The sequence below is a fragment of the Bradyrhizobium sp. 26S5 genome (genome assembly GCF_036923295.1).
GTDB classification, from domain to species: Bacteria; Pseudomonadota; Alphaproteobacteria; order Rhizobiales; family Xanthobacteraceae; genus Bradyrhizobium; species Bradyrhizobium septentrionale.
Genome location: NZ_CP145948.1, coordinates 7,747,819 through 7,772,818, shown reverse-complemented (window position 1 = coordinate 7,772,818; position 25,000 = coordinate 7,747,819). Strand labels below are relative to the sequence as shown.

Below are 25,000 nucleotides of genomic sequence, written 5' to 3'. Positions count from 1 at the left end.
ATGCAGATGAACGACAGCCAGCGTATCCCGGCCTCAAAAGAAAAGGTGTGGGCCGCGCTTAACGATCCCGAGATTCTGCGGCGGTGCATTCCCGGCTGCCAGTCGCTCGAGATGGCCTCACCTACAGAAATGACCGCCACCGTCGTGCTCAAGGTGGGGCCGGTGAAAGCGACCTTCGGAGGCAAGGTGACACTGTCTGATCTCGATCCGCCGAACAGCTATCGCATCTCCGGCGAAGGTTCTGGCGGCATCGCCGGCTTCGCCAAGGGGGGCGCGATCGTCACGCTGACGTCGGAAGCGCCAGACCTGACCGTTCTGGCTTACGCGGTTGACGCGCAAATCGGCGGCAAGCTGGCGCAGCTTGGCGGCCGGCTGATCGATTCCACCGCGAGGAAGCTTGCCGGCGAGTTCTTCAAATCCTTTGGTGAGGTCGTCGGCGGGGCAGCGGCGGTCGGCGTCTGAGCTGGTACAGCGGCCTTGGTCTGATCGCATCTTCGGTTAAGCTGTCCGGTAACAAACTCACTGGATGGGAGTGATCGGACCATGACCAAGGAAGGCTCCTCCGACTGGCTCGGCCTGTCGGGACGCGTTGCCGTCGTCACCGGCGGAGGCGGCGGCATCGGCCGCGCCACTGCGGTCAGCTTCGCGCGCGCGGGCGCCAGGGTCGCAGCCCTCGATCGCGACGAGCGCGGGCTTGCCGAGACCAAGGCAAAGCTTGGCGAGTTCGGCGATGGTCACCTCGTCGCGCGCTGCGACACGACCAGCGCTGAAAGTGTCGCGGCGGCCGCTGGCGCCGTCGAGCGCACGCTTGGGGCTTGCGACGTCCTCGTCAACACCGCGGCGGTGCTGCGCCCGGGCGGGCTCGATACGCTCCCGCTCGCAGAATGGAACGCGGTGCTGGCGGTCAATCTCACCGGCTATTTCATCTGCGCGCAGGCATTCGGCGGCCGGATGCGTAAAGCGCGCGGCGGCAGCCTCATCCACGTCGCCTCGATCGCCGCCAGCAATGCGCAGGGGCAGAGCGGCGCCTACAGCGTCAGCAAGGCCGGCGTCGTGATGCTCTCGCAGCAGCTTGGCGCCGAATGGGGCCCGCACGGCATCCGCAGCAATGTGGTTAGCCCGGGTCTTGTCCTGACGCCGATGAGCCAGGCCTTTTACGATACGCCTGGCGTCACCGAGCGGCGCACCGCCGTGGTGCCGATGCGCCGGATCGGCGCGCCGCAGGATATGGCGGATGCGATCCTGTTCCTGGCGAGCGACCGCTCGTCCTACGTCAATGGTGAGGAGATCATCGTCGATGGCGGCTATGCGCGGACGCTGATGAGCCACGTGCCGCGGCCGGGGTTTTGAGTTGGGGGCCGCTGCCACAAATTCGGTGTCGTCCCGGCGAAGGCCGGGACCCATAACCACCGTTCTAGGGAGTGAAAGGGGTTATCGCCCCAGCGGAGCAAAGCATTTTCCAGTTGGGGTAATGGGTCCTGGCTTTCGCCAAGACGACAGCAAGTATGGACCTTAATCGAACAGGCTGGAGACCGACTCTTCCGCCGCGGTACGGCCGATCGCTTCGGCGATCAGGCCGGCGACCGAGATCTGGCGGATGTTCGGTGCCTTGTTGACGGCTTCGGTCGGCAGGATCGAGTCGGTGATGACCAGCTCCTTCAGCCGCGACGATGCGATGCGCGCGGCGGCGCCGCCCGACAGCACGCCGTGGGTGATGTAGGCCGAGACCTCCTTGGCGCCGTGGGCGATCAGCGCCTCGGCCGCGTTCACCAGCGTGCCGCCGGAATCGACGATGTCGTCGACCAGGATGCAATTGTAGCCGGCGACGTCGCCGATCACGTTCATCACTTCGGATTCACCGGGGCGCTCGCGGCGCTTGTCGACGATCGCGAGCGGGGTGTTGATGCGCTTGGCGAGCCCACGCGCGCGCGCCACGCCGCCGACGTCCGGCGACACCACCATCACCTTGGCGAGGTCGAACTTTTCTCTGATATCGCGCACCATCAGCGGCGCCGCGAACAGATTGTCGACCGGGATGTCGAAGAAGCCCTGGATCTGGCCGGCGTGCAGGTCGAGCGTCATGACGCGATCGACGCCGGCGTGCGCGATCAGATTGGCGACGAGCTTGGCCGAGATCGGCGTGCGCGAGCCGGACCTGCGATCCTGCCTGGCGTAGCCGAAATAGGGCACCACCGCGGTGATGCGGCGCGCCGAGGAACGGCGCAGTGCGTCGGTGATGATCAAAAGCTCCATCAAATTGTCGTTCGCCGGATACGACGTCGACTGCAGGATGAACATGTCCGAGCCGCGGACGTTCTCCTGGATCTCGACGAAGATCTCCATGTCGGCGAAGCGCCGGACCACGGCCTTGGTCAGTTCGATGCCAAGGCCCTTGGCGATGTCCTGCGCCAGCGCAGGATTGGAGTTGCCGGCGACGAGCTTGATTGATCCGTTCTTTGCCGACATCGATGCTTCCCCCCGCGCCTTGCTGGATACGACGTTCAGCATCTCAAGTCCTTACAGAACCGGCGGGTTTTCGGTGCGCGAGGGAATATCAGGGAGGCGGCTTGGCTGGCAACCCATTAGCCCGCTTTCGCCGCCGTTTTCCTGGGCAAAAACGCCTGTCTCCGGGACATAACGGGGTCTAATTGGCGGAATAGCCGAGCGCCACGGTCTCGGCCATGGCGGGGGCCGGGGCGCTCGCGACGGTCGGCCCGCGGAGCTCCGGGGCCGGGGCGGGCGCCGGGCCGCCATTGATCATGCTGGACAGGCCGCTGAACCCGGCCTGGGCGATCCTGCGCAGCACCAGATCGTCGGCGGCGGCCCAGGCGTCGCGGCCGGGCTTGCCTGCGGGCTCCTCGCCGGAGAGGCGGAGGGCGCGTTGCTGATTGCTGTCGTAGACGTCCCACACCCACGCGATCATCGTGCGGCCGCGCACCACCTGTGCCGACAGATAGCTCCGCACGCGGTAGGCCGCGGCGCCCTGGCGCGACACGACCGACAGGCTGCGCAGCTTGGATTCGCTATCGAGCACGCCGACCATGCGGTCGAACACCTGGGGCGGCGGGCCGTCGATCGATTCGAACGAAACGGTCGCGCCACTCGTCGCCGGTGTGGCCATGGCATAGGAATCGGCCACATTGCCGCCGGCCGCGCATCCGCCAAGCGCGCACGCGATCGCAATCCACGTGACGGCGAGCGCGGCGCGCACGGCTGTCCCAGTTTGAAACTGGTGGTTTGACGCTTCCCTCATTGCGTCCTGCGATATCGTTAAAATGGCTTAACGTCTAGGGCAGGACGGCCACAGCCCTTAACCGATCCGGCGGCTGCGCCACGAGGTTTCGGATTTCCTTGCTCAGTCAGAGAGATGGTGCCGCATGGCTGCGGTGATCCAGGCCCATTCCCGGTTCGGGCTGGCGTCCGGCGACTGCCCGCGCATGATGGCGACGAGCTCCCAGTAACGGGCCGCGCGGTCGTCGTGCAGCGCATATTTGCCGCGGATCCAGTTGCGGAATTCCAGATCGGGCTCGCGCTTCAGCAATCGCGCCGACGTCTCGAGCCAATCGCGCGCCAGCACCTGGCCCGCCTCCGACGTCGGTCCGAGGTCGCGCGCGATGATCTCTTTGGCCCTCGCCAGCACGGCCTCGTTGGCCTGTTGCCAGGCGGTGAGATCCAGCACGCGGTGATTCCAGACGTCCTCCGCGTTGGCGCGGATGTTGGCGACAAGGGAGGGATCATTGAGCATCTCCGAAAGCTCGATCCAGGCGTCGCATTGCGCGGGCGTCGGCTCATCGGGCAATTCGGGCACGCTGGTTTCGATCATCTGCCGGACCCAATTCCGGTCGATGTTGATGCCGTCGGACACTTTCTCGAAAAAGCGTTCGACGACGTTGCGGCGCTCGGCGCGGGACAGCTGGGTCATGGTCAGGTATCTCCTCAAGTCTGCTTCGGTGAGTTGCGGTGAACGCAACGCAGCCCGCAGGGCCGAGGCGACGCGGCGCTGTGCCGCGATCTCCGCTTCCAGCGTCTCGAGGCGGAGCTTGAGCGCCTCGACCAGCGAGAGCTCCTTGGTCAGGACCTCACGAATGGCGTCGAGACCGAGCCCCGCATCACGCAGGCAGCGGATCAGGTCGAGGCGAACCAGTTCGTCGTCGGTGAAGACGCGATAGCCGCTCGCGGTGCGGCCGGCCGGCGGCAGCAATCCCTGGTCCGAATAGAAGCGGAGCTTGCGGACACTGATGCCGCTGAGCCGCGCCGCCTCGCCGATGCTGTAGGTGCGTTGTGTCATGCGCCGCTTGTCCGGTCTCCAGCAGGTGGAGAGTCAAGACGTTATCGCACAGCGACGGCTAAAAATGCTCGTCTCAGCGTTCCAGCGCGATGGCGTGAACGTGCCGGCCGTAATCGGCTTCCTTGCGATGCACCGAGCGGCGGTAGCTGAAGCAGCGTTCGTCGGAATAGGTGTCGATGCCGAGATCGTCGATCATCAGCACGCCGGCATTCTCCAGCCGCATCCGGATGAAGCCGGCGAGATCGAACATCGCGTGTCCGTCGCGCTCGCCGGGCAGGAAGAACACGCCGTTCTCGGCATCGGCCTCGATGAAGCGCTCGACGAATTCGTTGCCGACCTCGTAGGACTCCTTGCGGATCATCGGCCCGATCGCCGCGACAATGCCGCTGCGCTGGGCGCCGAGCCTCTCCATCGCATCGATGGTCGATTCCAGGATGCCGGTCAGCGCGCCCTTCCAGCCGGCATGCGCAGCGCCGATCACCCGCGCATTGGGATCGACGCACAGGATCGGGCCGCAGTCGGCGGTCGTGACCGATATCGCAAGCCCTTCGGTGCGTGTGACGAGCGCATCCGCCTTCGGGCGCGGTGCGCCGTTCCAAGGGCCGTCCACGACCACGACGTCGGGCGAGTGGACCTGATGCACGCTGATCAGGTGATCCAGCGGGACGCCGAGTTGCGCGGCCATCCGCCGCCGGTTCTCCGCGACCCTGGCCGGATCGTCGTTGGAGCCGAGCCCGCCGTTGAGGGCGGCATAGATGCCCTCCGAGACGCCGCCCTCGCGCGAGAAGAAGGCGTGGCGCAGGCCCGGAATGGCCGACAGCAGCGGTGATCCCAATGTCATTGTTCGGTCTCGTCAGGCTGATCGCTCAGTCCGGCGATCGAGGTGAGGCGCGGGTCGGAGATGGCTATCGTCTTGAACATCGAGCCCATCCCGCCGCGCCCGGAATCGGTCAGGCGCTTCAGCGCACCGGCGATGTCGGCGGACATTTCGGGGCTTGCCTTCGCCATCAGTCCGGCGGCGCGGGCCTCGACGCCGAGGCGCTTGAGGAAGTCACCCTGCGTCGCCGGCCCGTGGACGCGCGCGCCGACATCCTCGGCGGCGCGCGCCAGGGCCTGGAAATCGACATGCGCCGTGATGTCGGCCTGTCCCGGGTTCTTCAGCGGGTCGGCGAAGCTATGGCGCGCGATCGCCTGGAAGGTGTCGCCGGCGTCGCTGCGCAGATGGCCGTAATCGATGATCAGCGCGGCGCCGTCCTGGTCACGCACCCGCGTTGCGAGCTTCATGATCTCGTTGTCGGGCCGCCATTCGAACACCGCGCCGAGCGGGGCGGCGCGCACCAGCGGCGGCAGCAGCACCTCGAAGTGCGGCGTCGGCTCGGGAGCGGGAGCGAAATACAGGCTGCCATTGGCATCCATCCCGACCGTGCGCTCGTGCCAGCCGGTCTCGCGGCGGACCATCTGGTGGATCGGCAGCACGTCGAAATATTCGTTGGCGAGGATCACCGCCGGCCCCTCGGGCACGTCGTCGATGCTGTCGTGCCAGGTGATGTTGCGCACGCCCGTCAGGGTCTCGTACTGCTTCTCCCGCAGCACCGGATTGACCTCGACGAGGTGGATGCTGAGCGACTGGTAGAGCGGCGGCACCACGCGAAGCGCCCGCAGCGCGTCGGCCATCATGGTGCCGCGGCCGGGCCCGAGCTCGATCAGGCGCAGCGTCTCCGGCGAGCCGATCGCGCGCCAGATCGAGGCGCTCCACAGCCCGAGCAGTTCGCCGAACATCTGGCTGACCTCGGGCGCCGTGGTGAAATCGCCCTCGCGGCCGAGCGGATCGCGCGACAAATAGTAGCCGTACTGCGGATGCATCAGGCACAATTCCATGTAGCGCCAGACCGGCATCGGCCCGGACAATTTGATCAGCTTCCTGATCTCGTCCAGCAACGGGGAGGGTTCGCTCACGGCGTTCCTTGGATTGAACTTGCTTAGGTTGCAGTCGGGGCCGGTCCGTTCGCCTTGCGACGGACGGAGGCCCTGATGATGATGACGCCTACAATAATCATTGGCACCGACAGCAGCATACCCATGGTTAATCCGCCCCACAGGAATCCGAGCTGCGGGTCGGGCTCCCTGAAGTGCTCGCCGATGATGCGGGCAATGCCATAGATCGTGATGAAGCTGCCGAGGATCAGGCCGGGCCGCTTCAGCGCCCCCATCCGGATCATGATGGCCAGCGCCACGAACAGCACGATGCCCTCAAGCCCGGCCTCGTAGAGCTGGCTCGGATGCCGCGGCAGCGGTCCGCCATTGGGGAAGATCATGGCCCAGGGCAGGCTCGCCTCGGCGTGACGGCCCCACAATTCGCTGTTGATGAAATTGGCGAGCCGGCCGAGGAACAGCCCGATCGGCGCCACCGCGGTGGTGATGTCGCCGAGCGACAGGATCGAAATGTTGTTGCGGCGGGCAAACAGCATCACCGCGGCGACGCAGCCGAGGAAGCCGCCGTGGAACGACATGCCGCCCTTCCACAATTCGAGGATCTCACCCGGATGCGCCATGAAGAAGGGCAGGTTGTAGAACAGCACATAGCCGGTGCGGCCGCCGACGATGATGCCGATCGTGACCCAGAGGATGAAATCGTCGAGCTGCGGCAGCGTGATCGGCGCCGGGCCGCCCCACAGCCGCTCTTTCTTGATCAGTGAGCGGGCATAGACCCAGCCCAGCACGATGCCGACGATATAGGCGAGCGCATACCAGCGGATCACGATCGGCCCGAGCGAGAGCGCCACGGGGTTGAACACCGGAAAGTCGATCAGCAGGAATGGCATTTTGATCAGAGCGCTTTCGTGTAGACGGCGTAGGGCACGCCGTGAATGGGCGGGGCGTCATGCAGCTTGCTGAAGCCCATCCTGAGATACATCGGCAGGGCGACCGTCATGATGGGGCTCGTGTGAAGCGCGATGGTCTGGCACCGGTCGCGCCGCGCTCTGGCAAAGCATTCCGACGTCAACGCATGCCCGAGTCCTTTCCTCCTGTCGACTGTGTCGACGGGGTCGACGACCAGCATGCGAATGATCGGCCATGCCTGATCGAAGAATGCGGCCTTTTTGACGCCGGGCCCAAAATAGCCCACCGCGCCGGCAAGCCGGTCACCAAGGTCGGCGACGATGATCTCGCCGCCGGAACTCAGCTCGGAGGTTTTTGACAGGCCGGTGCGCATCGCCGGCCAGTCGTGGAAGGCATCGCGGAATTGGTCGAAGGCTGTAACCGCAAGCCGGTTCACCTCGTCAGCATCGGAGCTTCGATAATCTCGAATTCGTACGCTGTCGGCCATCCGCGTGGTTCAGGCCTCAAACCAGATTGCGGCGATAGAGCGCGAGCAGCCGCTCCCAATGGCGTTCGGCGGCGTCGCGGTCATAGACCGGGCGCTTGGGGAAGGCGAAGCCGTGATGGGTGCCGGGATAGATCTCGACCTCGTTGGTCGTGCCCTTCATGCCGGCCTTCACCTGCTCGATGATCTCCGCCGGCGCGTAGATGTCGGTCTCGGCGCAGGCGAAATAGAGCTCGGCCCTGGTCTTCTGCGCGGCGAGATGCGGGCTGTCGGGCTGATCGGTCGCCAGATGCGTGCCGTAGACCGAGGCGGCGGCCTTGACCTTGTCGGGAAAATGCGTCGCCGCGTTCACGGCGTAGCGGCCGCTCATGCAATAGCCGACCGTGCCGATGATCTTGGTGTTGGCGGCCTTCTGCGTCTCGGCATAGGCGAGCAGGCCCCTGGTGTCTTCCATGACAAGCGGAATGTTGAGCGAGTGCATCAGCTCGAACATGCGCTTGCGCTCCGGCGATTCCGGATCGGGATTGATTGGGCCGAGCTCCATCACGCCGGCGCGGTAATACATGTTGGGCAGCATCACATAATAGCCTGACGTGCCGAGCCGCCGCGCCATGTCGCGCAGCTCCTCGCGGATCGCCGGCGCATCCATGTAGAAGATGACGACAGGGAAGGGGCCGCCGCGCTCCGGATGGGTGATGAAGGTGGTGGTCTTGCCGTCCTTGGTCTCGATCTCGACGGTATGCTCGATCATGGCGTTCCTGCTCGCGTTATGTGTGCGATTTCTGTTGTGAGTTCATACGATTGCAAGGAAACCGGAGCATGACAAGGCAAGCTGCCGCAAGGTCTGCCATTCGCGGCGGACTTGAACCGGATGGCGGGGATCGCCATTGTCTTCTGGCAATCCAGTGAACGCGGAGAGTTTTGCGAGATGACCCAGACCAGCAACCGGTTTTTCGATGAGATCGGCCGTCTGATGAACGACGCCGCCGGCGCCGCGCAGGGCGTCAAGCGCGAGGTCGACACCGTCATGCGCAACCAGGCCGAACGCATCCTGCGCGACCTCGACGTGGTCAAGCGCGAGGAATTCGACGCGGTCAAGGACATGGCCCGCCTGGCACGCGAGGAGAACGAGGCGCTGAAGGCCCGGATCGCGGCGCTGGAAGCCAAGCTCGGGGTAGGCGGCGCGAGCTGATCTTGCTCCGATCGTCATGGCCGGGCCTGACCCGGCCATCCATCCTCCTACGAGAGAGTCCTCTTTTTGATGGATGCCGGGTCATCTAGTGCGAAGACGCGCTTCGCGCTTCTGCCCGGGCATGACAGATTGGGGGCGCAGCTAGGCCCGCAGAAAAATCCCTTCATTTCCTTGTCATTTCGGCCCTTTGGGGCTAAAAGCCCGCCACGTCCGCGGCCCCCGCACCCCTGGAGGCTTGCTGTGGACCTGAGCATGGGCCGCGCTGCGGCCTTTAACTTTTTAAATACAAGGACTTAACGCTATGGCGACCGTCAAGGAATTGAAGGCGACCGCGCGTCCGAAGAGCGGCAAGGGGGCCGCCCGGGCAGAGCGTCGCGCCGGGAGAGTTCCCGGAGTGATCTACGGAGACAACCAACCCCCCGTCACCATCTCGGTCGACGATCGTGAACTGCGCCAGCGCATCCTGGCGGGCCGGTTCCTGACCACGATCTATGACATCGACCTCGAGGGCAAGAAGCACCGCGTGATTCCGCGCGACTTCCACCTCGATCCGGTGAAGGACTTCCCGCTCCATGTCGACTTCATGCGGCTCGGCGAAGGCGCCACCATCCGCGTCAGCGTGCCGCTGCACATCGTGAACGGCGAAAGCTCGCCGGGCGTCAAGCGCGGTGGCACCGTCAACATCGTCACCCACACGCTCGACCTCGAGTGCTCGGTCGACAACATCCCGCAATATATCGAGGCCGATGTCGGCGCGCTTGAGATCAGCTACTCGCTGCATCTCTCCGAGGTCAAGCTGCCCGCGGGTGTGAAGTCGCTGACCCGCGAGGACGCAACGCTGGTCACCATCGTGCCGCCGTCCGGCTACGCCGAAGAGCAGAAGGCCGCGGCTGCGGCGGCTGCAGGTGGCGCTGCGGCTCCGGCCGCGGGTGCTGCTCCGGCCGCTGCGGCGGCTCCGGCTGCAGGTGCTGCGGCCCCGGCCGCGGGTGCCAAGGCTCCCGCCGGCGGTGGCGACAAGAAGAAGTAATCGATCAGGTCGGCGCGCAATCATCTGATGGCGCGCCGACGCGGGATGCCGCGCCATGCGCCTTTTTGTCGGTCTCGGTAATCCCGGCGCGAAATACGCCAGCAACCGGCACAATATCGGCTTCCTGGCGGTCGACGAGATTGCACGGCGTCATGGTTTCGCACCATGGCGCCGTCGCTTTCAGGGCGAGACCTCCGAAGGCGTGGTCGACCGTGAGAAGGTCGTGCTGCTGAAGCCGACCACCTACATGAACGACTCCGGGCGCGCAGTGCAGGAAGCGGCGAACTTCTTCAAGCTTGCCCCCTCCGACATCACCGTGTTCCAGGACGAGCTCGAACTGCCGCCCGGCAAGGTGCGCGTCAAGATCGGCGGCGGGATCGCCGGCCATAACGGGCTGCGCTCGATCTCCGCGCATATCGGCAACGAATATCGGCGCGTGCGGATCGGGATCGGTCATCCCGGCGTCAGGGAGCTCGTGCACAGCCACGTACTGTCGGACTTCGCCAAGAGCGACCGGGCGTGGGTGGAGGCCTTGTGCCAGGCCATCGCCGACAATGCCGGCCTGCTGGCGACGGGGCACGACGCCTCGTTCGCCAACAAGGTGCATCTGACGATGCAGGCCAAGGGATTTTTCGACAAGGGTGAGAACGGCGGCGAGCCAGCCTGATTTCCCTTGTCGTCATGCCCGGCCTTGTGCCGGGCATCCACGTCTTTGGTGCCAGTTGCGCAGAAAGACGTGGATGGCCGGGACGAGCCCGGCCATGACAAACCAGAGAACGTTGAGGAAGACATGGGATTCAAATGCGGGATCGTCGGGCTGCCTAACGTCGGCAAGTCGACGCTGTTCAATGCGCTGACCGAGACGGCGGCTGCCCAGGCGGCGAACTATCCGTTCTGCACCATCGAGCCGAATGTCGGCGAGGTGGCGGTGCCCGATCCGCGGCTGGAGAAGCTGTCGGCGATCGCCAAGTCCGCGCAGATCATCCCGACCCGGCTGACCTTCGTCGATATCGCGGGCCTGGTGCGCGGCGCGTCGCAGGGCGAAGGCCTCGGCAACCAGTTCCTCGCCAACATCCGCGAGGTCGATGCCATCGCTCATGTGGTGCGCTGCTTCGAGGATTCCGACATCACCCATGTCGAAGGCAAGATCGCGCCGCTCGCCGATATCGAGACCATCGAGACCGAGCTGATGCTGTCCGACCTCGACAGCCTCGAGAAGCGCGTCGACAACCTGTCGAAGAAGGCCAAGGGCAACGACAAGGAAGCCAAGGAGCAGCTCGAGCTCGTCAACCGCGCGCTGGTGCTGCTGCGCGACGGCAAGCCGGCGCGCGGGCTGGAGCGCAAGCCGGAGGAGGAGCGTGCGTTCCGCATGCTCGGGCTCCTGACCTCGAAGCCGGTGCTCTATGTCTGCAACGTCGAGGAAGGCTCGGCGAAGGACGGCAACAATTTCTCGAAGGCGGTGTTCGAACGCGCCAAGGAGGAGGGCGCGGTCGCGGTCGTGATCTCGGCCAAGATCGAATCCGAGATCGCGACGCTGTCGCGCGAGGAGCGTGTCGACTTCCTGGAGACGCTCGGCCTCGAAGAGGCCGGGCTCGATCGGCTGATCCGCGCCGGCTACCAGCTGCTCGACCTCATCACCTATTTCACCGTCGGCCCGAAGGAAGCGCGTGCCTGGACCATCGACCGCGGCACCAAGGCGCCGGCCGCCGCCGGCGTGATCCATACCGATTTCGAGAAGGGCTTTATCCGCGCCGAGACCATCGCGTACGCGGATTACATCGCCGGCAACGGCGAAGCCGGTGCGCGCGATGCAGGCAAGCTGCGGCTTGAAGGCAAGGACTACGTCGTCGCCGACGGCGACGTCATGCATTTCCGCTTCAACACCTGAGCTTGATCTTTCCCACGTCGTCCCGGGCAAGCGAAGCGCGACCCGGGACCCATAACCACCGGCCGTGGTTATGAAGCACGCTGGGGCCCCACCTCGCACAAACAACCACTCCCTGTGGTTATGGGGCCCCTGAGTTCACAAACGAAGTGCAACACTTCCTTGAGGAGGTGTTGCGATGGGGCGGAGTTACGAGCAGCTATCCCTGGACGAGCGATGCGAGATTGCCCGGCTTTCGGCCAATGGCAGCTCGGTCCGGCAAATCGCGGCAGCTCTGGATCGCTCGCCATCAACGATCTCTCGGGAGCTGACCCGCAATCGAGGCGTCCAGGTCGGCTACAAACCCAGCTATGCCCAGCAACAGATGCGAGCACGGCGCTGGACGGGCGTACGCCTCGAACGGGAGCCCGGCCTGCGCCGTGCGGTGTTGGAACGCCTGGGTCGGGGCTGGTCGCCCGAGCAGGTCGCCGGCCGGCTGGCCCGCGAACACGGCCGCAAGGTGATCTCCCACGAGACCATCTACCGCTTCATCTACGCCCAGATCCGACGCACCTCGGACTTCAGCTGGCGGCGTTATCTGCCGCGCGGCAAGAGCAAGCGCGGTTACCGCGGCAAGAAGGGCGGCAGCCCCGCAAGCTTCATCGAAGGCCGTGTTTCCTTGGATCAACGGCCTATCGAGGCCGCCGATCGCAGCACTCCCGGTCATTGGGAAGCCGACCTGATGATGTTCTCCAAATACGGTCAGGCCGTCCTGACTGTGCATGAGCGCACCTCGCGCCTGCTGCTCGGCATCCGCCTCGCCAGCAAGGTTGCGCGCGGGGTCGCCCGTCATCTCGTTCGCTTGTTCGCATCCCTGCCACAGGACCTGTGCCAGACCGTCACCTTCGACAATGGCACCGAGTTCGCCTGCCACACGGCGCTGCACCGCCTCGCGATCGAGACCTTCTTCTGCGATCCGCACGCGCCCTGGCAGAAGGGCGGCATCGAGAATGCGATCGGTCGAATGCGGCGCTTCATCCCGCGCAAAACCGACCTCGCAACCCTCCCGACCCGCCGCTTCCATCAGTCCTTCAACGCCTACAACAACACCCCGCGCAAATCTCTTGACTTCCAAACTCCCGCCGAGGCCTTCTCCCAAGTGTTGCACTTCGAGTGTGAATCCACCGCCCGGCTTTCGCCGGGACGACACGGAATGTGAGGCGCCGCTCTCGACTCCGTCGGAAGCGGCGAGGTTAGCGCCCGTAGAACGGCTGCGCCCTAACGGTCCGCGCGGCCGATCACGTCCATCAGCTCGGTGATCTTGCGCCGCTGGTCGGCCTTGTCGCCGGACGAGATCGCATGCTCCACGCAATGCGCCACATGATCGCGCAGGACCTCCTCCTCGACGCGGCGCAACGCCGCGCGCGCGGCGGCGATCTGCGTCACCACGTCGATGCAATAGCGGTCGTCCTCGACCATGGCGGCCAACCCGCGGATCTGACCCTCGATCCGTTTGAGCCGTTTTAAACAGGATGTCTTGACCTCTTCTCTCATAGGTCTCATATACCCCCCTAGGGTATATTAATCAAGAGGCCGGGATACCGGCCGGGAAGAGTCTCGTGGCACACGCAGAGCACGACCATTCGCACGCGGATCATCACCATCATGGGGCGGCCGCGCATGCCTGCTGCGGCGGCAAGCATGATCACGACGCCGCGCCGGCCGAGACGGCGTTCGCGATCGATCCGGTGTGCGGCATGAAGGTCAACCCGGCGACCGCCAAGCACCGCTTCAGCTACAAGGGTGAGGAGTATCTGTTCTGCAGCGGCCGCTGCCGCGAGCGCTTCGAGGCCGAGCCGGAGAAATTCCTGAAGCCGCGCGAGCCGGAGCCGCCGGCGCCCGCGGGCACGATCTACACCTGCCCGATGCATCCCGAGGTACGTCAGGTCGGCCCCGGCTCCTGCCCGATCTGCGGCATGGCGCTCGAGCCCGAGCAAATCTCGCTCGACGACGGGCCGGATCCCGAATTGATCGACATGGTCCGGCGGTTCTGGATCGCGCTGGCGCTGACGCTGCCCGTGTTCGTGCTCGAGATGGGCGGCCATCTCGGGCTGGGGCATCTGGTGCCGCAGGACTGGTCGAACTGGATCTCCTTCGTGCTCGCGACGCCGGTCGTGCTGTGGGCCGGCGCGCCGTTCTTCGTGCGCGGCTGGCAGTCGCTGGTCACGCGCAATCTCAACATGTTCACGTTGATCGCGATGGGTGTTGGTGTCGCCTATGTCTACAGCGTGGTCGCCACGCTGGCGCCGCAGCTGTTCCCGCCGGCCTTCCGCGGCATGCACGGCGCGGTCGCGGTGTATTTCGAGGCGGCGGCCGTGATCACGGTGCTGGTGCTGCTCGGCCAGGTGCTGGAATTGCGCGCCCGCGCCCAGACCTCGGGCGCGATCCGCGCGCTGCTCGGCCTTGCGCCCAAGACGGCGCGGCGCATCACCGATCACGGTGACGAGGACATCGACATTGACGCGATCAAGGTCGGCGATCGGCTGCGCGTGCGCCCGGGCGAGAAGGTTCCGGTCGACGGCGTCGTCATCGAGGGCAACGCGGTGATCGACGAATCCATGGTGACGGGTGAATCGATGCCGGTCACGAAGGCCGAGGGCGAGAGCGTGATCGGCGGCACCGTCAACCAGAGCGGCGGCCTCGTGATGCGTGCCGAGAAGATCGGCCGCGATACCATGCTGTCGCGCATCGTCGACATGGTGGCGAAGGCGCAGCGCTCGCGCGCGCCGATCCAGCGGCTCGCCGATCGTGTCGCCGGCTGGTTCGTGCCGGCGGTGATCGCCACAGCCGTGCTCGCCTTCATCGCCTGGACGGTGTTCGGTCCGGAGCCGCGCCTGACCTTTGCGCTGGTTGCTGCCGTGACCGTGCTGATCATCGCCTGCCCCTGCGCGCTCGGGTTGGCAACTCCGATGTCGATCATGGTCGGCGTCGGCCGTGGCGCGCATTCCGGCATCCTGATCCGCGACGCGCAGGCGCTGGAGCGGATGGAGGCGGTCGACACGCTGGTCATCGACAAGACCGGCACGCTGACCGAGGGCAAGCCGAAGGTCGTGCGCATCATTGCCGCCGAAGGGTTCGACGAGAACGATCTGCTGCGCCTTGCCGCCGGCGTCGAGCAGGGCAGCGAGCATCCGCTGGCGCAGGCGATCATCTCTGCGGCGAAGGAGCGCAAGCTCGGTTCCGTCACCGTGAGCAACTTCGCCTCGCCCTCCGGCAAGGGCGCGACTGGCACCGTCGAGGGCAGGCAGATTGCCCTCGGCAACGCCGTACTGATGGGCGACCTGAAGATCGCCACGGCAGCGCTCGACCAGGCCGCCGAGGCGGCACGCCGGGACGGCGCCACTGCGATCTATGTCGCGGTCGACGGCCGCATCGCCGGCGCGATCGCGATTGCCGATCCGGTCAAGGCGTCCGCAGCCAACGCGCTGCAGGCGCTGCGCACTGAGGGCCTGCGCATCGTGATGCTGACCGGCGACAATGAGACCACCGCGCGCGCGGTGGCGCACAGGCTTGGGATCGACGAAATCGAGGCCGGCGTGTTGCCGGAGCGCAAGAGCGAGGTCGTGCAGCGGCTGCGCGGCGAGGGCCGTGTCGTCGCGATGGCCGGCGACGGCGTCAATGACGCGCCGGCGCTGGCCGCCGCCGATGTCGGCATCGCGATGGGTGGCGGCACCGATGTCGCGATCGAGAGCGCCGGCATCACGCTCTTGACCGGAGACCTGATGGGCCTCGTCCGCGCGCGGCGATTGTCGGTCGCCACCATGCGCAATATCCGCCAGAATTTGGCGTTCGCCTTCGTCTACAACGCCGCCGGCGTACCGATCGCGGCCGGCGTGCTGTATCCGCTGTTCGGCATCCTGCTGTCGCCGATCGTCGCCGCCGCGGCGATGGCGCTGTCCTCGGTCAGCGTGATCGGCAACGCGCTGAGGCTTTCACGCGTCAAGCTGGACTAGGCGTCTCGTACCTCGCCCCGCTTGCGGGGAGAGGTCGGATCGCATCGCGAGATCTCCCCGAGTCCGTCTCTCACGACGTTCGCGGAGACGGCCCCTCACCCCGACCCTCTCCCCGTAAGAACGGGGAGAGGGAGAAGAGCATTCACGCCGGCAGTAGAAGCTGTGCGCGCCGCTCCATCTCGGCATCAAGCCAGGTTGCGAGATCCTCGCTCACCTCCACCATCGGCAGCCGCACCTCGGGACTGTCGATCAGCCCCTGCCGCCACAGCCAGTGCTTGGCCGGCGCGGGGCTCGGCTCGGCGAACAGCAGCCGGGTCAGGCCGACCACGCTCTGCCAGGCGGCCAGCGCCGCGTCGCGCTGGCCCTGCCGCAACAACGTGCGGATCGAAGCGAAAATATTTGTTTCCAGATGTGCGGACAGCAGGATCGCGCCGTCGGCGCCGTCAGAGAGCGCATCGAACGTCTGTGCATCCTCGCCGGTCATCACGCGGAAGCCCGACGGCCGCCGGCTGAGGAAGTCGATCGACTGCGCGCGGTCGGCGCAGCAATCCTTCATGCCGGCGATGTTGGGATGTTCCGCGAGCGTCAGCAACGTCTCGTTGGTGAGGTTCACCGCCGTGCGATAGGGAATGTTGTAGAGCACGATGGGCCATGCCGCATGATCGGCGAGCGCGTTGAAGTGCTGCACGAGCCCGCGTTGCGACGGGCGGGTGTAGTAGGGGCTCGCGATCAGATAGCCGTTGATCGGCCAGTCGGCGGTGTCATCCAGCGCATGCTTCATCCGGGCGGTTGAGGCGCCGGAGAGCCCGAGAACGACCGGCAAATGGCGGGAGCTGGCACTGAGCTCGGCGAGCACGACGCTCACCAGCTCCTCGAGTTCATCCGTGCTGAGCGCCATGCCTTCACCGGACGTTGCGCCGAGGATGAAGCCGTCGACTGGGCCGCTGGCGTAGTGCCGCACGAGGCGGCGCAGCGAGGTGACGTCGAGCTCGCCGTCGCGGAACGGCGTGATCAGGGGCAGCCAGAGGCCCTGCAATTGCTGGTGTAAGTCAGTCATGTTCCATCTCCTAAGGGGGCAAAGCCGGAGACGGGACCAACAAAAAACCCCGTCCAGGCGGCGGGGTTTCGGGATCGGTTTGAATGCGAAGGTGATCTTATCGCGCGCGATCTCGTGTCCCCGGGAGGGGACCTTTTTTCGACGACAGAGCGGCGCACGAAGTCGTGATCATGGGACAATGATGCTGCGCTGCGAGGTTGTTGTCAATGCACGCGCTGACCGGGGCGTGCGGCAGGGTTGAGCGTGACATAGCGATGAAAAGACACGGCGATGAAAAAAAGCCGGGCTCGAGAGAGCCCGGCTTAAGGTATTGGCCACGTGAGGCCGACACAATCACCTTCCAAGAGGGATTACTGAACTTCCGCGCCACTGGAGGAGGGGGACATATGCGCGACGCGACCGCTCAGCGTGTAAACAATATGATCCCCATCGGCGCCCTGCAGCAACTATCCAGGTCGCATGTCAGTCATGCGGAGATTCAGGGGCCTCTTGGGGCAGCGCGGAAAGCCCATAACCCAGCCCATAAGGGCGGCTTAATCAGGACGGCCAGCGCTGCGCCTTGCTGACCACGAAGTCGCGGAACACCTGCACCCGGGCCACCGTCTTCAGCTCTTCTGGATAGACGAAGTAGGTGTCGAGCGCGATCGAGTCGGACTCGCCGAACAGCTGCACGAGGTTGTTCTGTTCGACCAGATAGTCCGGCAGCGCGGCGATGCCGAGGCCCTGCTGGCAGGCGCGCACGAGGCCGAGGATGTTGTTGACCTTGAAGTAGGGCTCGCGCGGACCGGAGCCGTTGCGGCCGGCATCGATCAGCCAGCTGCGGTTCTGCAGATGCGGCGGCACCTGCGAGTCACCGAGCATGATGATGCGGTGCGAGTCGAGATCATCCAGCGTCCGCGGTGTACCGAAGCGCTTGATGTATTCCGGCGAGCAATAGGCATGGAAGCCGATCGAGAACAGCTTGCGCTGGATCAGGTCCGGCTGGGTCGGCTTGCGGGTGCGGATCGCGACATCAGCCTCGCGCATCGACAGGTCGAGATCCTCGTCGGTGACGATCAGCGAAATCCGGATGTCCGGATAGAGCGCAACGAACTCGTCGAGCCGCGGGATCAGCCAGTTGATGCCGAGCGCGGGCGGCGTCGTGATCTTGAGGTCGCCGCTCGGCCGCTCGCGGCTGTCGGTGAGCTTGGCGCGGGCCGCCTGCAACTGCATGAACACGTCATGCGCGGTGCGGAACAACAGGTCGCCCTGTTCGGTGAGGATAAGGCCGCGGGCATGGCGGTGAAACAGCGAAACCGAGAGCTCCTGCTCCAGCGCGCTGACCTGGCGGGAGACTGCCGATTGCGACAGGCCGAGCTGTTCGCCGGCATGCGTGAAGCTGCCAGCCTCAGCCGCTGCGTGAAAGACCTTCAGCTTGTCCCAATCCATATCTGTAAATCCGTCGCGAGATCGTGCCATGATTATTCCGCCGCTGCGCGATCGCTCGCGCGAAGAGCCAGGAAGCGTTCCGCCTCGAGCGCTGCCATGCAGCCGAGGCCGGCGGCGGTGACCGCCTGCCGAAAGGTTTCGTCCGCCACGTCGCCTGCGGCGAACAGGCCGGGCACCGAAGTCGCCGTGGAGTTCGGCGCCACCTCGACATAGCCCGACGGTTTCAGCTTGATCTGGCCTTTGACGAGCTCGGTCGCCGGCGCATGGCCGATCGCGACGAAGACGCCGTCGGTCTTGAGGTTCGTCAGCGCGCCGGTCTTGACGTTCTTCAGCCGCACATGGGTGACCTTGCTCGGATTCTCCGAACCGCAGATCTCGTCGATCGCGGAGTTCCACACCACCTTGATCTTGGGATGCTTGAACAGCCGCTCCTGCAGGATGCGCTCGGCGCGGAAATGATTGCGGCGATGCACGATGGTGACCTGGGAGGCGTGGTTGGTCAGGTACAGCGCTTCCTCGACTGCGGTGTTGCCACCGCCGACCACCACGACCTCCTTGCCGCGGTAGAAGAAGCCGTCGCAGGTCGCGCAGGCCGACACGCCGCCGCCCTGAAATTTCTCTTCCGAGGGTAGCCCGAGCCAGCGCGCCTGGGCGCCGGTGGCGAGGACGACGGTCTCGGCGAGATAGACGTCGCCGGAGTCGCAGGTCAGGCGGAACGGCCGCTGGCCGAGCTCCAGCTTGGTGACGAGGTCGGTGACGATCTTGGTGCCGACATAGGCTGCCTGCTTCTCCATCTGCTCCATCAGCCAAGGGCCTTGGATAACGTCCGCGAAGCCGGGATAGTTTTCCACGTCGGTGGTGATGACGAGCTGCCCGCCCGGCTGAATGCCCTGGATCAGGATCGGTTCGAGCATCGCGCGCGCCGCGTAGATCGCTGCGGTGTAACCGGCGGGGCCGGACCCGATGATGACGACCTTGGCATGGGTAGGCGCGGGCATTGCGAGATCCCTCTCTTTTGGGGATTTTGATCAAGGACTTGTGCGGGAAGCGCCCCGGAAACGGTCACGGCGGCGCCAAAAGTGTCAAATCCAAGTCTAGGATATCTGGGAAGCTATGCAAGATTTGCAATCCATGGCAGCGATTTTTCCCCGGAACTGAAGGTCACAATCGCGAAATCCTGCGCTGCACGCGCAATAAAATTGCGCAAGGTGGGCTGGCTGCGCTATGAGAGTTACCGGCAGACCTGCCAAGCCTTCCAAACCCCAGGGGAACTGTAGTCGCGTGTCGAAGAACCTTGACGAGATCGACCTCAAAATCCTCGCCGAGATCCAGGCTGATGGCCGAATCACCAACGTGGAACTGGCCAAACGCGTCGGTATCTCGCCGCCGCCCTGCCTGCGCAGGGTCCGGGCGCTGGAGGAGGAAGGCTACATCCAGGGATATCGCGGTCTGCTCGATCCGCGCCGCCTCGGCTACGACGTCACGGTGTTCGCCTCGGTGCATCTGTCGAGCCAGGCCGATGCCGATCTGCGCGCCTTCGAGAATTTCGTGCGCGCCGAGCCGTTGGTGCGGGAATGCTGGATGCTGTCGGGCGAAGTTGATTTTATCCTCAAATGCGTCGCCCCCGACATGGCGACGTTCCAGGATTTCGTCACGCACCTGACGGCCGCGCCGCATGTGCGCAACGTCAGGACCTCGCTGGTGCTGCACAATTCGAAGTACGAAGCCGCAGTGCCGCTGGGACTGAAGGCGGCGGGCTAGCGCCGTGGCGCGTCATTTCGGGGCGATGCGTTGGCTGGAGCGAAGAGTCTACTCAATTTCGGGCTGTCATCACCGAACCGTTTGCCTCGAATAGTTCAACAGCCCCGGACGGTGAAGTCGCGACGTTGAACTCGAGCGGGCCGCAAGTAATCACGCAGTAGTCGTAGACCGAGCGCCGGTCGTTTCCCATCAAGAACTGATAATGCATCTGCATAAAGTTGAATCGATGACGTCTGAAGCGGATCGGATCCACCATTGAATGTATTTGGACGCGCCGAATCTTTGGGCGCCCTTCTGAATGGTCTCGACCGATACGTTTCAGCGTGACGGGGTCGAAGCGATAGAAACTGATTGCGTCATCTCGTGCCTGATATTCGACCCAGCCGACGGCAGGCGTTCCAGCTACAAGTTGTGCCGCTTCCCGTATTTGGTTGCCCATCGGATGCAACGAGAATTTGGGAATAGTGGCGCCTATAGTGAGAATGCACAACTTCGGTCCTCGCGTTTCAAGCAGAGGATCCAACTTTAGCGCGCGCGCGACCGCCGCTATCGAGAGCGCAGCGCCGAGGGAATGGCCAACAATCAGAATTTCATCAACGTCTGCGGCCCGAGCTTTTCTTGATATCACGGCCGCAAAATCGTTGAGTCGTTCATCAACTTCGCTTCTTTGCCCGTAAAGAAACTGGTGGGAAAAAATAGCGTCGTCGAGAATGTGATTTATCCGACGCTTGGGTCCAATCCAGAGCACCGCGCTGATGAAGATGGCAAGTGATAGAAAAATGCCAAGCAGCAACTGTTCTACCCAGAATGTAGCGGGTATCGGCCTGACCACCAGATAGGATAGCCCGGCGCTGCAAAGTGCAATCAACAGCAAACAGCAATATGGAAAGAGGAAGAAGAGAGCGTATTTCCAGCTTGCGATCGCATATCTGAATATTGTTCCGGTCAAGATGAAGTCGAATAGCGCGACCGTGGACTGAACCAGCCGAGGTACCATCCCGACTCCGGAATCGCGCCGGATGAGATCGTCCCAGCGGAGCATCTCGAAGGTGATGCAGGTTTTCCAGTTCGGTCCCCATGCTTCCAGGTTGCATGAAGCATTGATTGCAGATGCGTTCGAGATTTCCGACAGCCGTGAAGAAGCGCCCCAAATCTTTTCGAAGCTCGACAGCGAGCGGCGCAAGCGTTCAACCTGCTCTTCTGGAGTGATTGGATCGTAACCACCAATGTGGAAGACGTGCCGTCGTTGAATCATCCAGCAACTCGAATCTGCAAACGGATCGATAGTTTACCGGGAAATCTTACGACGCTGATCCTGAAATCCCAGGTGAACTTGACATGGATCATGTGGATCTCAGCCTACGAATTTACCACTCGATCTGCTTGGTGCACCCATGGAGATTGGCCTTGACTGAAAAAATACGGCTGACGGCGCTAGAATGAGAGCCAAGTGACAGCCGGGTGGTGACGAACGGTCGTCGCTTGATCGCTTCTTTCGGTGTGGCAAATCCGTGACAGCCAGCCAATTGGCGTGCCTCAACACGTTTCCAGCAATGGTTTCTTGATTGTCCGATTCCAAAGTCTGATCTAATGCCGCTGGACTTGGGGTTGGCGGGGAATCCAGAAATGGAGAGATTGCGTTACAGCGCGGCGCTGGTATGCGCCGTCTTGGCGGTTCTTTTTGCGAGCAGCTTGCATTTGAACGGCGCGGCTCAGGCGAGTCCTGCAATATCCGTTGCAATGAGATCGACCGGTTCGCCCGCTCGACTGCATTCTTCCACGGCGCACGTCTATTTGTTCCGCGGGTTATTGAACGTCTTTTCCTTGGGCATGGACGGCCTTGCCGCCCAGCTGCGAGCGGCTGGCATCGCCGCGGCTGTCGCCAATCACACTCAGTGGAGAAGCGTTGCCGACGACATCGTCGCAAAATATCGAGCGGGCCAGCGTGGGCCTATCATACTGGTCGGGCACTCTCTTGGTGCGGATGCCGTGATGTCGATGGCGGAGTACCTTGGCCAAATGGGCGTGCCGGTCGCCTTGGTTGTGCCATTCGACGGAACATCGCCTCACGTGGCGACGGCGAATGTCGCGCGGGTTCTGAATTTGTACAAGAATGAAGGCGTCCGAATAAGCCGCGGCCCCGGCTTCCGTGGCGAGCTTACAAACTTTTATGTTCGTGATGCAAACGTCAGTCACTTCAACATCGACAAAAGCGCGGCGCTGCATAGCATGGTCATACGAAAGATCAGGGCGATCGGATCCGCCCGCCCGCGGCAACACCAGAGTCCTTCGAACCTGGTTTTGCCTGCAACCGGAGCTTCCTCCAATTCCTAGCATGACGTCCGAAAGGCAGTTTGAAGGCGCTGTTCGACGCAACGAGCGGGGCTGGACGTCGCACCTCTGCTGAAGCCCGGTGTCGGTGTATATTTTTCTTTAGGCTTCAGCCGGTGAGGCAACTGGTGATGACGTTCAGGAAAGTCTCGATTGCCATAGCCATGTGTATCCTGGCGATCGTGTGCGCCGGCTTTACAAAGCCGATTCGTGTCGTGGCGGTCGGCGCAAGCAACACGCAAGGCTGGTACGTCGGGAAGCAGGGCGCTTACCCAGCCAAGTTAGAGGTCCTGCTGAGAGAGAAGGGCGTCAGTGCGAACGTCGTCAATGCCGGCGTTCCATTTGATACCACGGCCGGCATGCTCAAGCGCATCGACAGCGACGTGCCAAGGGGAACCGACATCGTCATCCTGCAGCCCGGGGGCAATGACAGGCGTTTCCTTGTTACGAAAGAGCAGCGGGCGGCCAATATCGCGGCGATGGAGCGGCGATTGCGTGATCGCGCCATCAAAGTGATCGTGTATGACGAAGAAATTCCTCCACAGTACTACGCTTTTGACTTCATCCACCTCACGGCTGACGGCCATGCTTTCATTGCGTCGCGGTTACTCCCGCGCGTGTTGGCGATGATAGACCGGAGAGCCATCGTGGCTTCGCCGCAGGCGAGATAGAAAGAGCTGACACGACCACCGCCGCCCGCCGCGTTGGGTCAACCGTCCCAAAAGAGCGAAGCCGGCGACGCGTCCGCCTTGGATTCTACCCGTCCACTGTCAAGTTATCAGTGGCAACGACCTGCAAGCCTTGTATGATTGCTTCATGTTGGTCGGTGGATCTGTTTCGGTCAAATCTCAGACGCTCGCTAAGGACGGCGCCGTTTCGATGGTCGGCAAGGATGGCGCGCCAGCGAAGCGAGCCCTTGGCCCACGATGACGCCTGGCATTGCCAAGTTCGTGTTCGTTATGATGGCGGTTGGTTGGTATCTGATCCGCTACAGATACGCGCGTCGTGCTCGCCGTGAAAAGGTCGTGCGGAGCGTCCGCGGCGCTCGCGAGAACACCCTGCTGCTGATATCGCTCACGGGTCTTGGCATTGTGCCGTTCATCTATGTGGCAACGGCCATACCTCATTTCGCATCGTACGACTTCCAGCCAGCTCAAGCCTGGCTGGGCGTTGTCGTGGCGATCGCAGCGCTGGTCATGTTCCGGCTAACCCATCGCGCTCTCGGTCGAAACTGGTCGTTAAGCCTCGACGTGCGGGAAAATCATCACCTGATCACAATCGGGATCTATCGAAAGATTCGGCACCCTATGTATTCCGCATTCTGGCTTTGGGCTGTCGCCCAGGCATTGCTGTTGCCGAATTTGGTAGCCGGTTTTGCCGGCCTGATCGGATTTGGCGTGCTGTTTTTCGGCCGTGTTGCCAGAGAAGAGCAGATGATGCTGGAAACGTTCGGCAACGAGTATCGGGAGTATATGGCCCGGACCGGGCGCATTATGCCGAGGTTGTTCTAAGCCGGCTGTACCAGGTCGAGTCTTGCCCGAATCTGCATTCAGATACCGAGGCCAAGCAATCGTCCGTGTCGATTTTGCCACATCCGGCAAAGAAACGACCGCACGACCACAACCTTCGGCACAGCGTTAATTACACCGCACCCGTCAGAGGGTATGGTGTTCACACTCAAGTTTTCCATCTCGGAGATGACGATGCTGAAGTTTCTGGTTGCTGGAGTTGCGACATTTGGTTTCGTGGCTGCTGCCAGTGCGGCCGACCTCCCCCGCCCGCAGCCGGTCGCCGAACAGGCTCCGATTGGCAAGGCGCCAATCGGCAAGTACCCGGTCGGCAAGTCCCCGGTCGGCAAGTACCCGGTCGGCAAGGCTCCGGCCCCGATCGTAACCAAGGGTTAATCCGAGGATCGCCCGGGCAGCGCATTCCTGCAGCTTTTGCGGACGGCGCTGTCTGGGGGATGTCTTTGCCCTTGTGAGGGTCTGAAGGTGCCAAAATCGAAGCGGACACGGATCGGCCTGCGGCTGCTTGCCGGAATCGGTATCGTTGCGGCTTCCGTGACTTTGGGGGGCGGCATCAGCCACGCGCAGCAATTGGCTGCGCAAACGGATCAAGCCCCGCTGCAGCAGGAAAAGCCGCGCAAACCATCGTCAAGGTCGGTTGTGGCGGCGGCCGTTGCTGGACCGGGTGCTTCCGTTTCTGGAGCAGACGCGAAACCGGTTCGAAGGTCTGCGGCCAAAGGGCCGTACTATGTGGACTTTCGTGCCCGAACCGCTGCCTCTTACGGGCATGCGTTCGTTTGGTACGGCAAGACAAGCGAGAAGATGGTCGACGTCGCCGGGCTGCACCCGGCGGGCGACGTTCTGCCTTATATGCTGGGACATCTGACCTGGGTGCCCTCCGAGACGGGGGCAAGTTACGGCGACCTTGACGTGCAGTATTTGTTGGCCAGCTATCGCGTGTACCTAAGTGAGGCCGACGCGAAGAAGGTCTTTGCGTACATCAAGCATCTTCAGGCGACCTCGCCCCTCTGGAACGCGGAAACGACCAATTGCACGGCTTTTATTGGTCGCATAGCCAGCTTCATGGGCTTGAAGACTCCATTTCATTTGCAGAAGCCTGAGGACTACGTAAACCAGTTGAGAGACATGAACGACGGGCGCCAGACGGTGCAACTCGCTTCGGACCGTTTCGCTTCGGACCGTTAGCTT

At 63.6% G+C, this 25,000-nt stretch carries 27 protein-coding genes; 14 read left to right on the top strand and 13 right to left on the bottom strand.

Translation table 11 applies throughout. The annotated features are described in order from the left end of the window. Both V5279_RS36645 and V5279_RS36640 read left to right on the top strand, forming a co-directional pair. Complete coding sequence (locus V5279_RS36645) at window positions 1–462, top strand: carbon monoxide dehydrogenase subunit G (RefSeq protein ID WP_338691824.1); 462 nt, start codon at window positions 1–3, stop codon at window positions 460–462. A gap of 81 nt (window positions 463–543) precedes the next feature. Then, window positions 544–1,350 carry an SDR family oxidoreductase gene (locus V5279_RS36640; protein WP_338691823.1) on the top strand — a complete coding sequence of 269 codons (807 nt, stop codon included), beginning with the start codon at window positions 544–546 and terminating at the stop codon, window positions 1,348–1,350. A 162-nt stretch (window positions 1,351–1,512) separates the two neighbouring features. Here the strand turns inward: V5279_RS36640 and V5279_RS36635 are convergent, their stop codons facing one another. The 8 genes from V5279_RS36635 to V5279_RS36600 all read right to left on the bottom strand — a co-directional run bounded on the left by V5279_RS36635 (window position 1,513) and on the right by V5279_RS36600 (window position 8,364). Further along, complete coding sequence (locus V5279_RS36635) at window positions 1,513–2,466, bottom strand: ribose-phosphate pyrophosphokinase (RefSeq protein ID WP_166303623.1); 954 nt, start codon at window positions 2,464–2,466, stop codon at window positions 1,513–1,515. A 178-nt stretch (window positions 2,467–2,644) separates the two neighbouring features. Continuing rightward, window positions 2,645–3,253 carry a hypothetical protein gene (locus tag V5279_RS36630; RefSeq protein ID WP_338691822.1) on the bottom strand — a complete coding sequence of 203 codons (609 nt, stop codon included), beginning with the start codon at window positions 3,251–3,253 and terminating at the stop codon, window positions 2,645–2,647. Window positions 3,254–3,355: 102 nt separating this feature from the next. Continuing rightward, entirely contained in the window at window positions 3,356–4,288 is a 933-nt protein-coding gene (locus V5279_RS36625) for a MerR family transcriptional regulator (protein ID WP_338691821.1), read from the bottom strand. A gap of 73 nt (window positions 4,289–4,361) precedes the next feature. Then, window positions 4,362–5,129 carry a peptidoglycan editing factor PgeF gene (gene pgeF, locus V5279_RS36620; RefSeq protein ID WP_338691820.1) on the bottom strand — a complete coding sequence of 256 codons (768 nt, stop codon included), beginning with the start codon at window positions 5,127–5,129 and terminating at the stop codon, window positions 4,362–4,364. Beyond that, window positions 5,126–6,184 carry a class I SAM-dependent methyltransferase gene (locus V5279_RS36615; RefSeq protein ID WP_338701591.1) on the bottom strand — a complete coding sequence of 353 codons (1,059 nt, stop codon included), beginning with the start codon at window positions 6,182–6,184 and terminating at the stop codon, window positions 5,126–5,128. Before V5279_RS36615 ends, pgeF begins: the two co-directional genes overlap by 4 nt. Before the next feature lie 83 nt (window positions 6,185–6,267). Further along, window positions 6,268–7,110 (bottom strand): prolipoprotein diacylglyceryl transferase, encoded by an 843-nt coding sequence (lgt, locus tag V5279_RS36610; RefSeq protein WP_166303634.1) that lies wholly within the window; start codon window positions 7,108–7,110, stop codon window positions 6,268–6,270. 5 nt (window positions 7,111–7,115) lie between these two features. Then, a complete protein-coding gene (locus V5279_RS36605) occupies window positions 7,116–7,502 on the bottom strand; it encodes a GNAT family N-acetyltransferase (protein WP_338691819.1) in 387 nt (128 codons plus the stop codon). 130 nt (window positions 7,503–7,632) lie between these two features. Continuing rightward, window positions 7,633–8,364, bottom strand: a complete 732-nt coding sequence (locus tag V5279_RS36600; protein ID WP_338691818.1) for a dienelactone hydrolase family protein — start codon at window positions 8,362–8,364, stop codon at window positions 7,633–7,635. Between the two features lie 177 nt (window positions 8,365–8,541). Here V5279_RS36600 and V5279_RS36595 point away from each other — a divergent pair, with 177 nt between their 5' ends. The 5 genes from V5279_RS36595 to V5279_RS36575 all read left to right on the top strand — a co-directional run bounded on the left by V5279_RS36595 (window position 8,542) and on the right by V5279_RS36575 (window position 12,915). Further along, entirely contained in the window at window positions 8,542–8,805 is a 264-nt protein-coding gene (locus V5279_RS36595; RefSeq protein ID WP_166308225.1) for an accessory factor UbiK family protein, read from the top strand. Between the two features lie 301 nt (window positions 8,806–9,106). After that, window positions 9,107–9,832, top strand: coding sequence for a 50S ribosomal protein L25/general stress protein Ctc (locus V5279_RS36590; RefSeq protein ID WP_338691817.1), 726 nt, complete (start codon window positions 9,107–9,109; stop codon window positions 9,830–9,832). Between the two features lie 55 nt (window positions 9,833–9,887). Next, on the top strand, window positions 9,888–10,499 hold the full coding sequence (gene pth / locus V5279_RS36585) for an aminoacyl-tRNA hydrolase (RefSeq protein WP_166303646.1): 612 nt from the start codon (window positions 9,888–9,890) through the stop codon (window positions 10,497–10,499). 123 nt (window positions 10,500–10,622) lie between these two features. Then, complete coding sequence (gene ychF / locus V5279_RS36580) at window positions 10,623–11,720, top strand: redox-regulated ATPase YchF (protein ID WP_166303649.1); 1,098 nt, start codon at window positions 10,623–10,625, stop codon at window positions 11,718–11,720. A 175-nt stretch (window positions 11,721–11,895) separates the two neighbouring features. Beyond that, window positions 11,896–12,915, top strand: a complete 1,020-nt coding sequence (locus tag V5279_RS36575) for an IS30 family transposase (protein ID WP_338691816.1) — start codon at window positions 11,896–11,898, stop codon at window positions 12,913–12,915. A 59-nt stretch (window positions 12,916–12,974) separates the two neighbouring features. On the opposite strand, the gene V5279_RS36570 is transcribed toward V5279_RS36575, so the two are convergent. Beyond that, the gene (locus tag V5279_RS36570) at window positions 12,975–13,250 is read right to left on the bottom strand and encodes a metal-sensitive transcriptional regulator (RefSeq protein WP_029081978.1); all 276 of its coding nucleotides are present in this window, start codon (window positions 13,248–13,250) and stop codon (window positions 12,975–12,977) included. Window positions 13,251–13,315: 65 nt separating this feature from the next. Between V5279_RS36570 and V5279_RS36565 the strand changes: the two genes are divergently transcribed. Continuing rightward, window positions 13,316–15,709, top strand: coding sequence for a heavy metal translocating P-type ATPase (locus V5279_RS36565; RefSeq protein ID WP_338691815.1), 2,394 nt, complete (start codon window positions 13,316–13,318; stop codon window positions 15,707–15,709). A 142-nt stretch (window positions 15,710–15,851) separates the two neighbouring features. On the opposite strand, the gene V5279_RS36560 is transcribed toward V5279_RS36565, so the two are convergent. The 3 genes from V5279_RS36560 to trxB all read right to left on the bottom strand — a co-directional run bounded on the left by V5279_RS36560 (window position 15,852) and on the right by trxB (window position 19,192). After that, window positions 15,852–16,766 (bottom strand): 4-hydroxy-tetrahydrodipicolinate synthase, encoded by a 915-nt coding sequence (locus V5279_RS36560; RefSeq protein ID WP_338691814.1) that lies wholly within the window; start codon window positions 16,764–16,766, stop codon window positions 15,852–15,854. A 537-nt stretch (window positions 16,767–17,303) separates the two neighbouring features. Beyond that, a complete protein-coding gene (locus V5279_RS36555; RefSeq protein WP_029081982.1) occupies window positions 17,304–18,224 on the bottom strand; it encodes a LysR family transcriptional regulator in 921 nt (306 codons plus the stop codon). Between the two features lie 2 nt (window positions 18,225–18,226). Further along, window positions 18,227–19,192: a thioredoxin-disulfide reductase gene (trxB, locus tag V5279_RS36550; RefSeq protein WP_338691813.1), complete on the bottom strand. Its 966-nt coding sequence runs from the start codon at window positions 19,190–19,192 to the stop codon at window positions 18,227–18,229. Between the two features lie 283 nt (window positions 19,193–19,475). On the opposite strand from trxB, the gene V5279_RS36545 reads away from it, so the two are divergent. Then, window positions 19,476–19,955: an Lrp/AsnC family transcriptional regulator gene (locus V5279_RS36545; RefSeq protein ID WP_029081984.1), complete on the top strand. Its 480-nt coding sequence runs from the start codon at window positions 19,476–19,478 to the stop codon at window positions 19,953–19,955. 52 nt (window positions 19,956–20,007) lie between these two features. Here the strand turns inward: V5279_RS36545 and V5279_RS36540 are convergent, their stop codons facing one another. After that, window positions 20,008–21,210, bottom strand: coding sequence for an alpha/beta hydrolase (locus V5279_RS36540; RefSeq protein ID WP_338691812.1), 1,203 nt, complete (start codon window positions 21,208–21,210; stop codon window positions 20,008–20,010). Window positions 21,211–21,581: 371 nt separating this feature from the next. Between V5279_RS36540 and V5279_RS36535 the strand changes: the two genes are divergently transcribed. From V5279_RS36535 to V5279_RS36515, 5 genes are all read left to right on the top strand, one after another. Next, window positions 21,582–22,289, top strand: coding sequence for a thioesterase domain-containing protein (locus V5279_RS36535; RefSeq protein WP_166303661.1), 708 nt, complete (start codon window positions 21,582–21,584; stop codon window positions 22,287–22,289). A gap of 128 nt (window positions 22,290–22,417) precedes the next feature. Then, the gene (locus tag V5279_RS36530; RefSeq protein ID WP_176422228.1) at window positions 22,418–22,957 is read left to right on the top strand and encodes a GDSL-type esterase/lipase family protein; all 540 of its coding nucleotides are present in this window, start codon (window positions 22,418–22,420) and stop codon (window positions 22,955–22,957) included. Between the two features lie 255 nt (window positions 22,958–23,212). Then, entirely contained in the window at window positions 23,213–23,797 is a 585-nt protein-coding gene (locus V5279_RS36525) for a protein-S-isoprenylcysteine O-methyltransferase (RefSeq protein WP_338691811.1), read from the top strand. Between the two features lie 192 nt (window positions 23,798–23,989). Next, the gene (locus V5279_RS36520; protein WP_165127768.1) at window positions 23,990–24,190 is read left to right on the top strand and encodes a hypothetical protein; all 201 of its coding nucleotides are present in this window, start codon (window positions 23,990–23,992) and stop codon (window positions 24,188–24,190) included. A gap of 87 nt (window positions 24,191–24,277) precedes the next feature. Next, a complete protein-coding gene (locus V5279_RS36515; RefSeq protein ID WP_414645874.1) occupies window positions 24,278–24,997 on the top strand; it encodes a hypothetical protein in 720 nt (239 codons plus the stop codon). Window positions 24,998–25,000 lie beyond the last annotated feature (3 nt).

Coding starts and splice junctions, on each gene's coding strand:
- V5279_RS36645 (WP_338691824.1), top strand. CDS start 1: ATGCAGATGAACGACAGCCAGCGTATCCCGGCCTCAAAAGAAAAGGTG.
- V5279_RS36640 (WP_338691823.1), top strand. CDS start 544: ATGACCAAGGAAGGCTCCTCCGACTGGCTCGGCCTGTCGGGACGCGTT.
- V5279_RS36635 (WP_166303623.1), bottom strand. CDS start 2,466: ATGTCGGCAAAGAACGGATCAATCAAGCTCGTCGCCGGCAACTCCAAT.
- V5279_RS36630 (WP_338691822.1), bottom strand. CDS start 3,253: ATGAGGGAAGCGTCAAACCACCAGTTTCAAACTGGGACAGCCGTGCGC.
- V5279_RS36625 (WP_338691821.1), bottom strand. CDS start 4,288: ATGACACAACGCACCTACAGCATCGGCGAGGCGGCGCGGCTCAGCGGC.
- pgeF (WP_338691820.1), bottom strand. CDS start 5,129: ATGACATTGGGATCACCGCTGCTGTCGGCCATTCCGGGCCTGCGCCAC.
- V5279_RS36615 (WP_338701591.1), bottom strand. CDS start 6,184: ATGCCGGTCTGGCGCTACATGGAATTGTGCCTGATGCATCCGCAGTAC.
- lgt (WP_166303634.1), bottom strand. CDS start 7,110: ATGCCATTCCTGCTGATCGACTTTCCGGTGTTCAACCCCGTGGCGCTC.
- V5279_RS36605 (WP_338691819.1), bottom strand. CDS start 7,502: ATGCGCACCGGCCTGTCAAAAACCTCCGAGCTGAGTTCCGGCGGCGAG.
- V5279_RS36600 (WP_338691818.1), bottom strand. CDS start 8,364: ATGATCGAGCATACCGTCGAGATCGAGACCAAGGACGGCAAGACCACC.
- V5279_RS36595 (WP_166308225.1), top strand. CDS start 8,542: ATGACCCAGACCAGCAACCGGTTTTTCGATGAGATCGGCCGTCTGATG.
- V5279_RS36590 (WP_338691817.1), top strand. CDS start 9,107: ATGGCGACCGTCAAGGAATTGAAGGCGACCGCGCGTCCGAAGAGCGGC.
- pth (WP_166303646.1), top strand. CDS start 9,888: ATGCGCCTTTTTGTCGGTCTCGGTAATCCCGGCGCGAAATACGCCAGC.
- ychF (WP_166303649.1), top strand. CDS start 10,623: ATGGGATTCAAATGCGGGATCGTCGGGCTGCCTAACGTCGGCAAGTCG.
- V5279_RS36575 (WP_338691816.1), top strand. CDS start 11,896: ATGGGGCGGAGTTACGAGCAGCTATCCCTGGACGAGCGATGCGAGATT.
- V5279_RS36570 (WP_029081978.1), bottom strand. CDS start 13,250: ATGAGAGAAGAGGTCAAGACATCCTGTTTAAAACGGCTCAAACGGATC.
- V5279_RS36560 (WP_338691814.1), bottom strand. CDS start 16,766: ATGACTGACTTACACCAGCAATTGCAGGGCCTCTGGCTGCCCCTGATC.
- V5279_RS36555 (WP_029081982.1), bottom strand. CDS start 18,224: ATGGCACGATCTCGCGACGGATTTACAGATATGGATTGGGACAAGCTG.
- trxB (WP_338691813.1), bottom strand. CDS start 19,192: ATGCCCGCGCCTACCCATGCCAAGGTCGTCATCATCGGGTCCGGCCCC.
- V5279_RS36540 (WP_338691812.1), bottom strand. CDS start 21,210: ATGATTCAACGACGGCACGTCTTCCACATTGGTGGTTACGATCCAATC.
- V5279_RS36535 (WP_166303661.1), top strand. CDS start 21,582: ATGGAGAGATTGCGTTACAGCGCGGCGCTGGTATGCGCCGTCTTGGCG.
- V5279_RS36530 (WP_176422228.1), top strand. CDS start 22,418: ATGACGTTCAGGAAAGTCTCGATTGCCATAGCCATGTGTATCCTGGCG.
- V5279_RS36525 (WP_338691811.1), top strand. CDS start 23,213: ATGACGCCTGGCATTGCCAAGTTCGTGTTCGTTATGATGGCGGTTGGT.
- V5279_RS36520 (WP_165127768.1), top strand. CDS start 23,990: ATGCTGAAGTTTCTGGTTGCTGGAGTTGCGACATTTGGTTTCGTGGCT.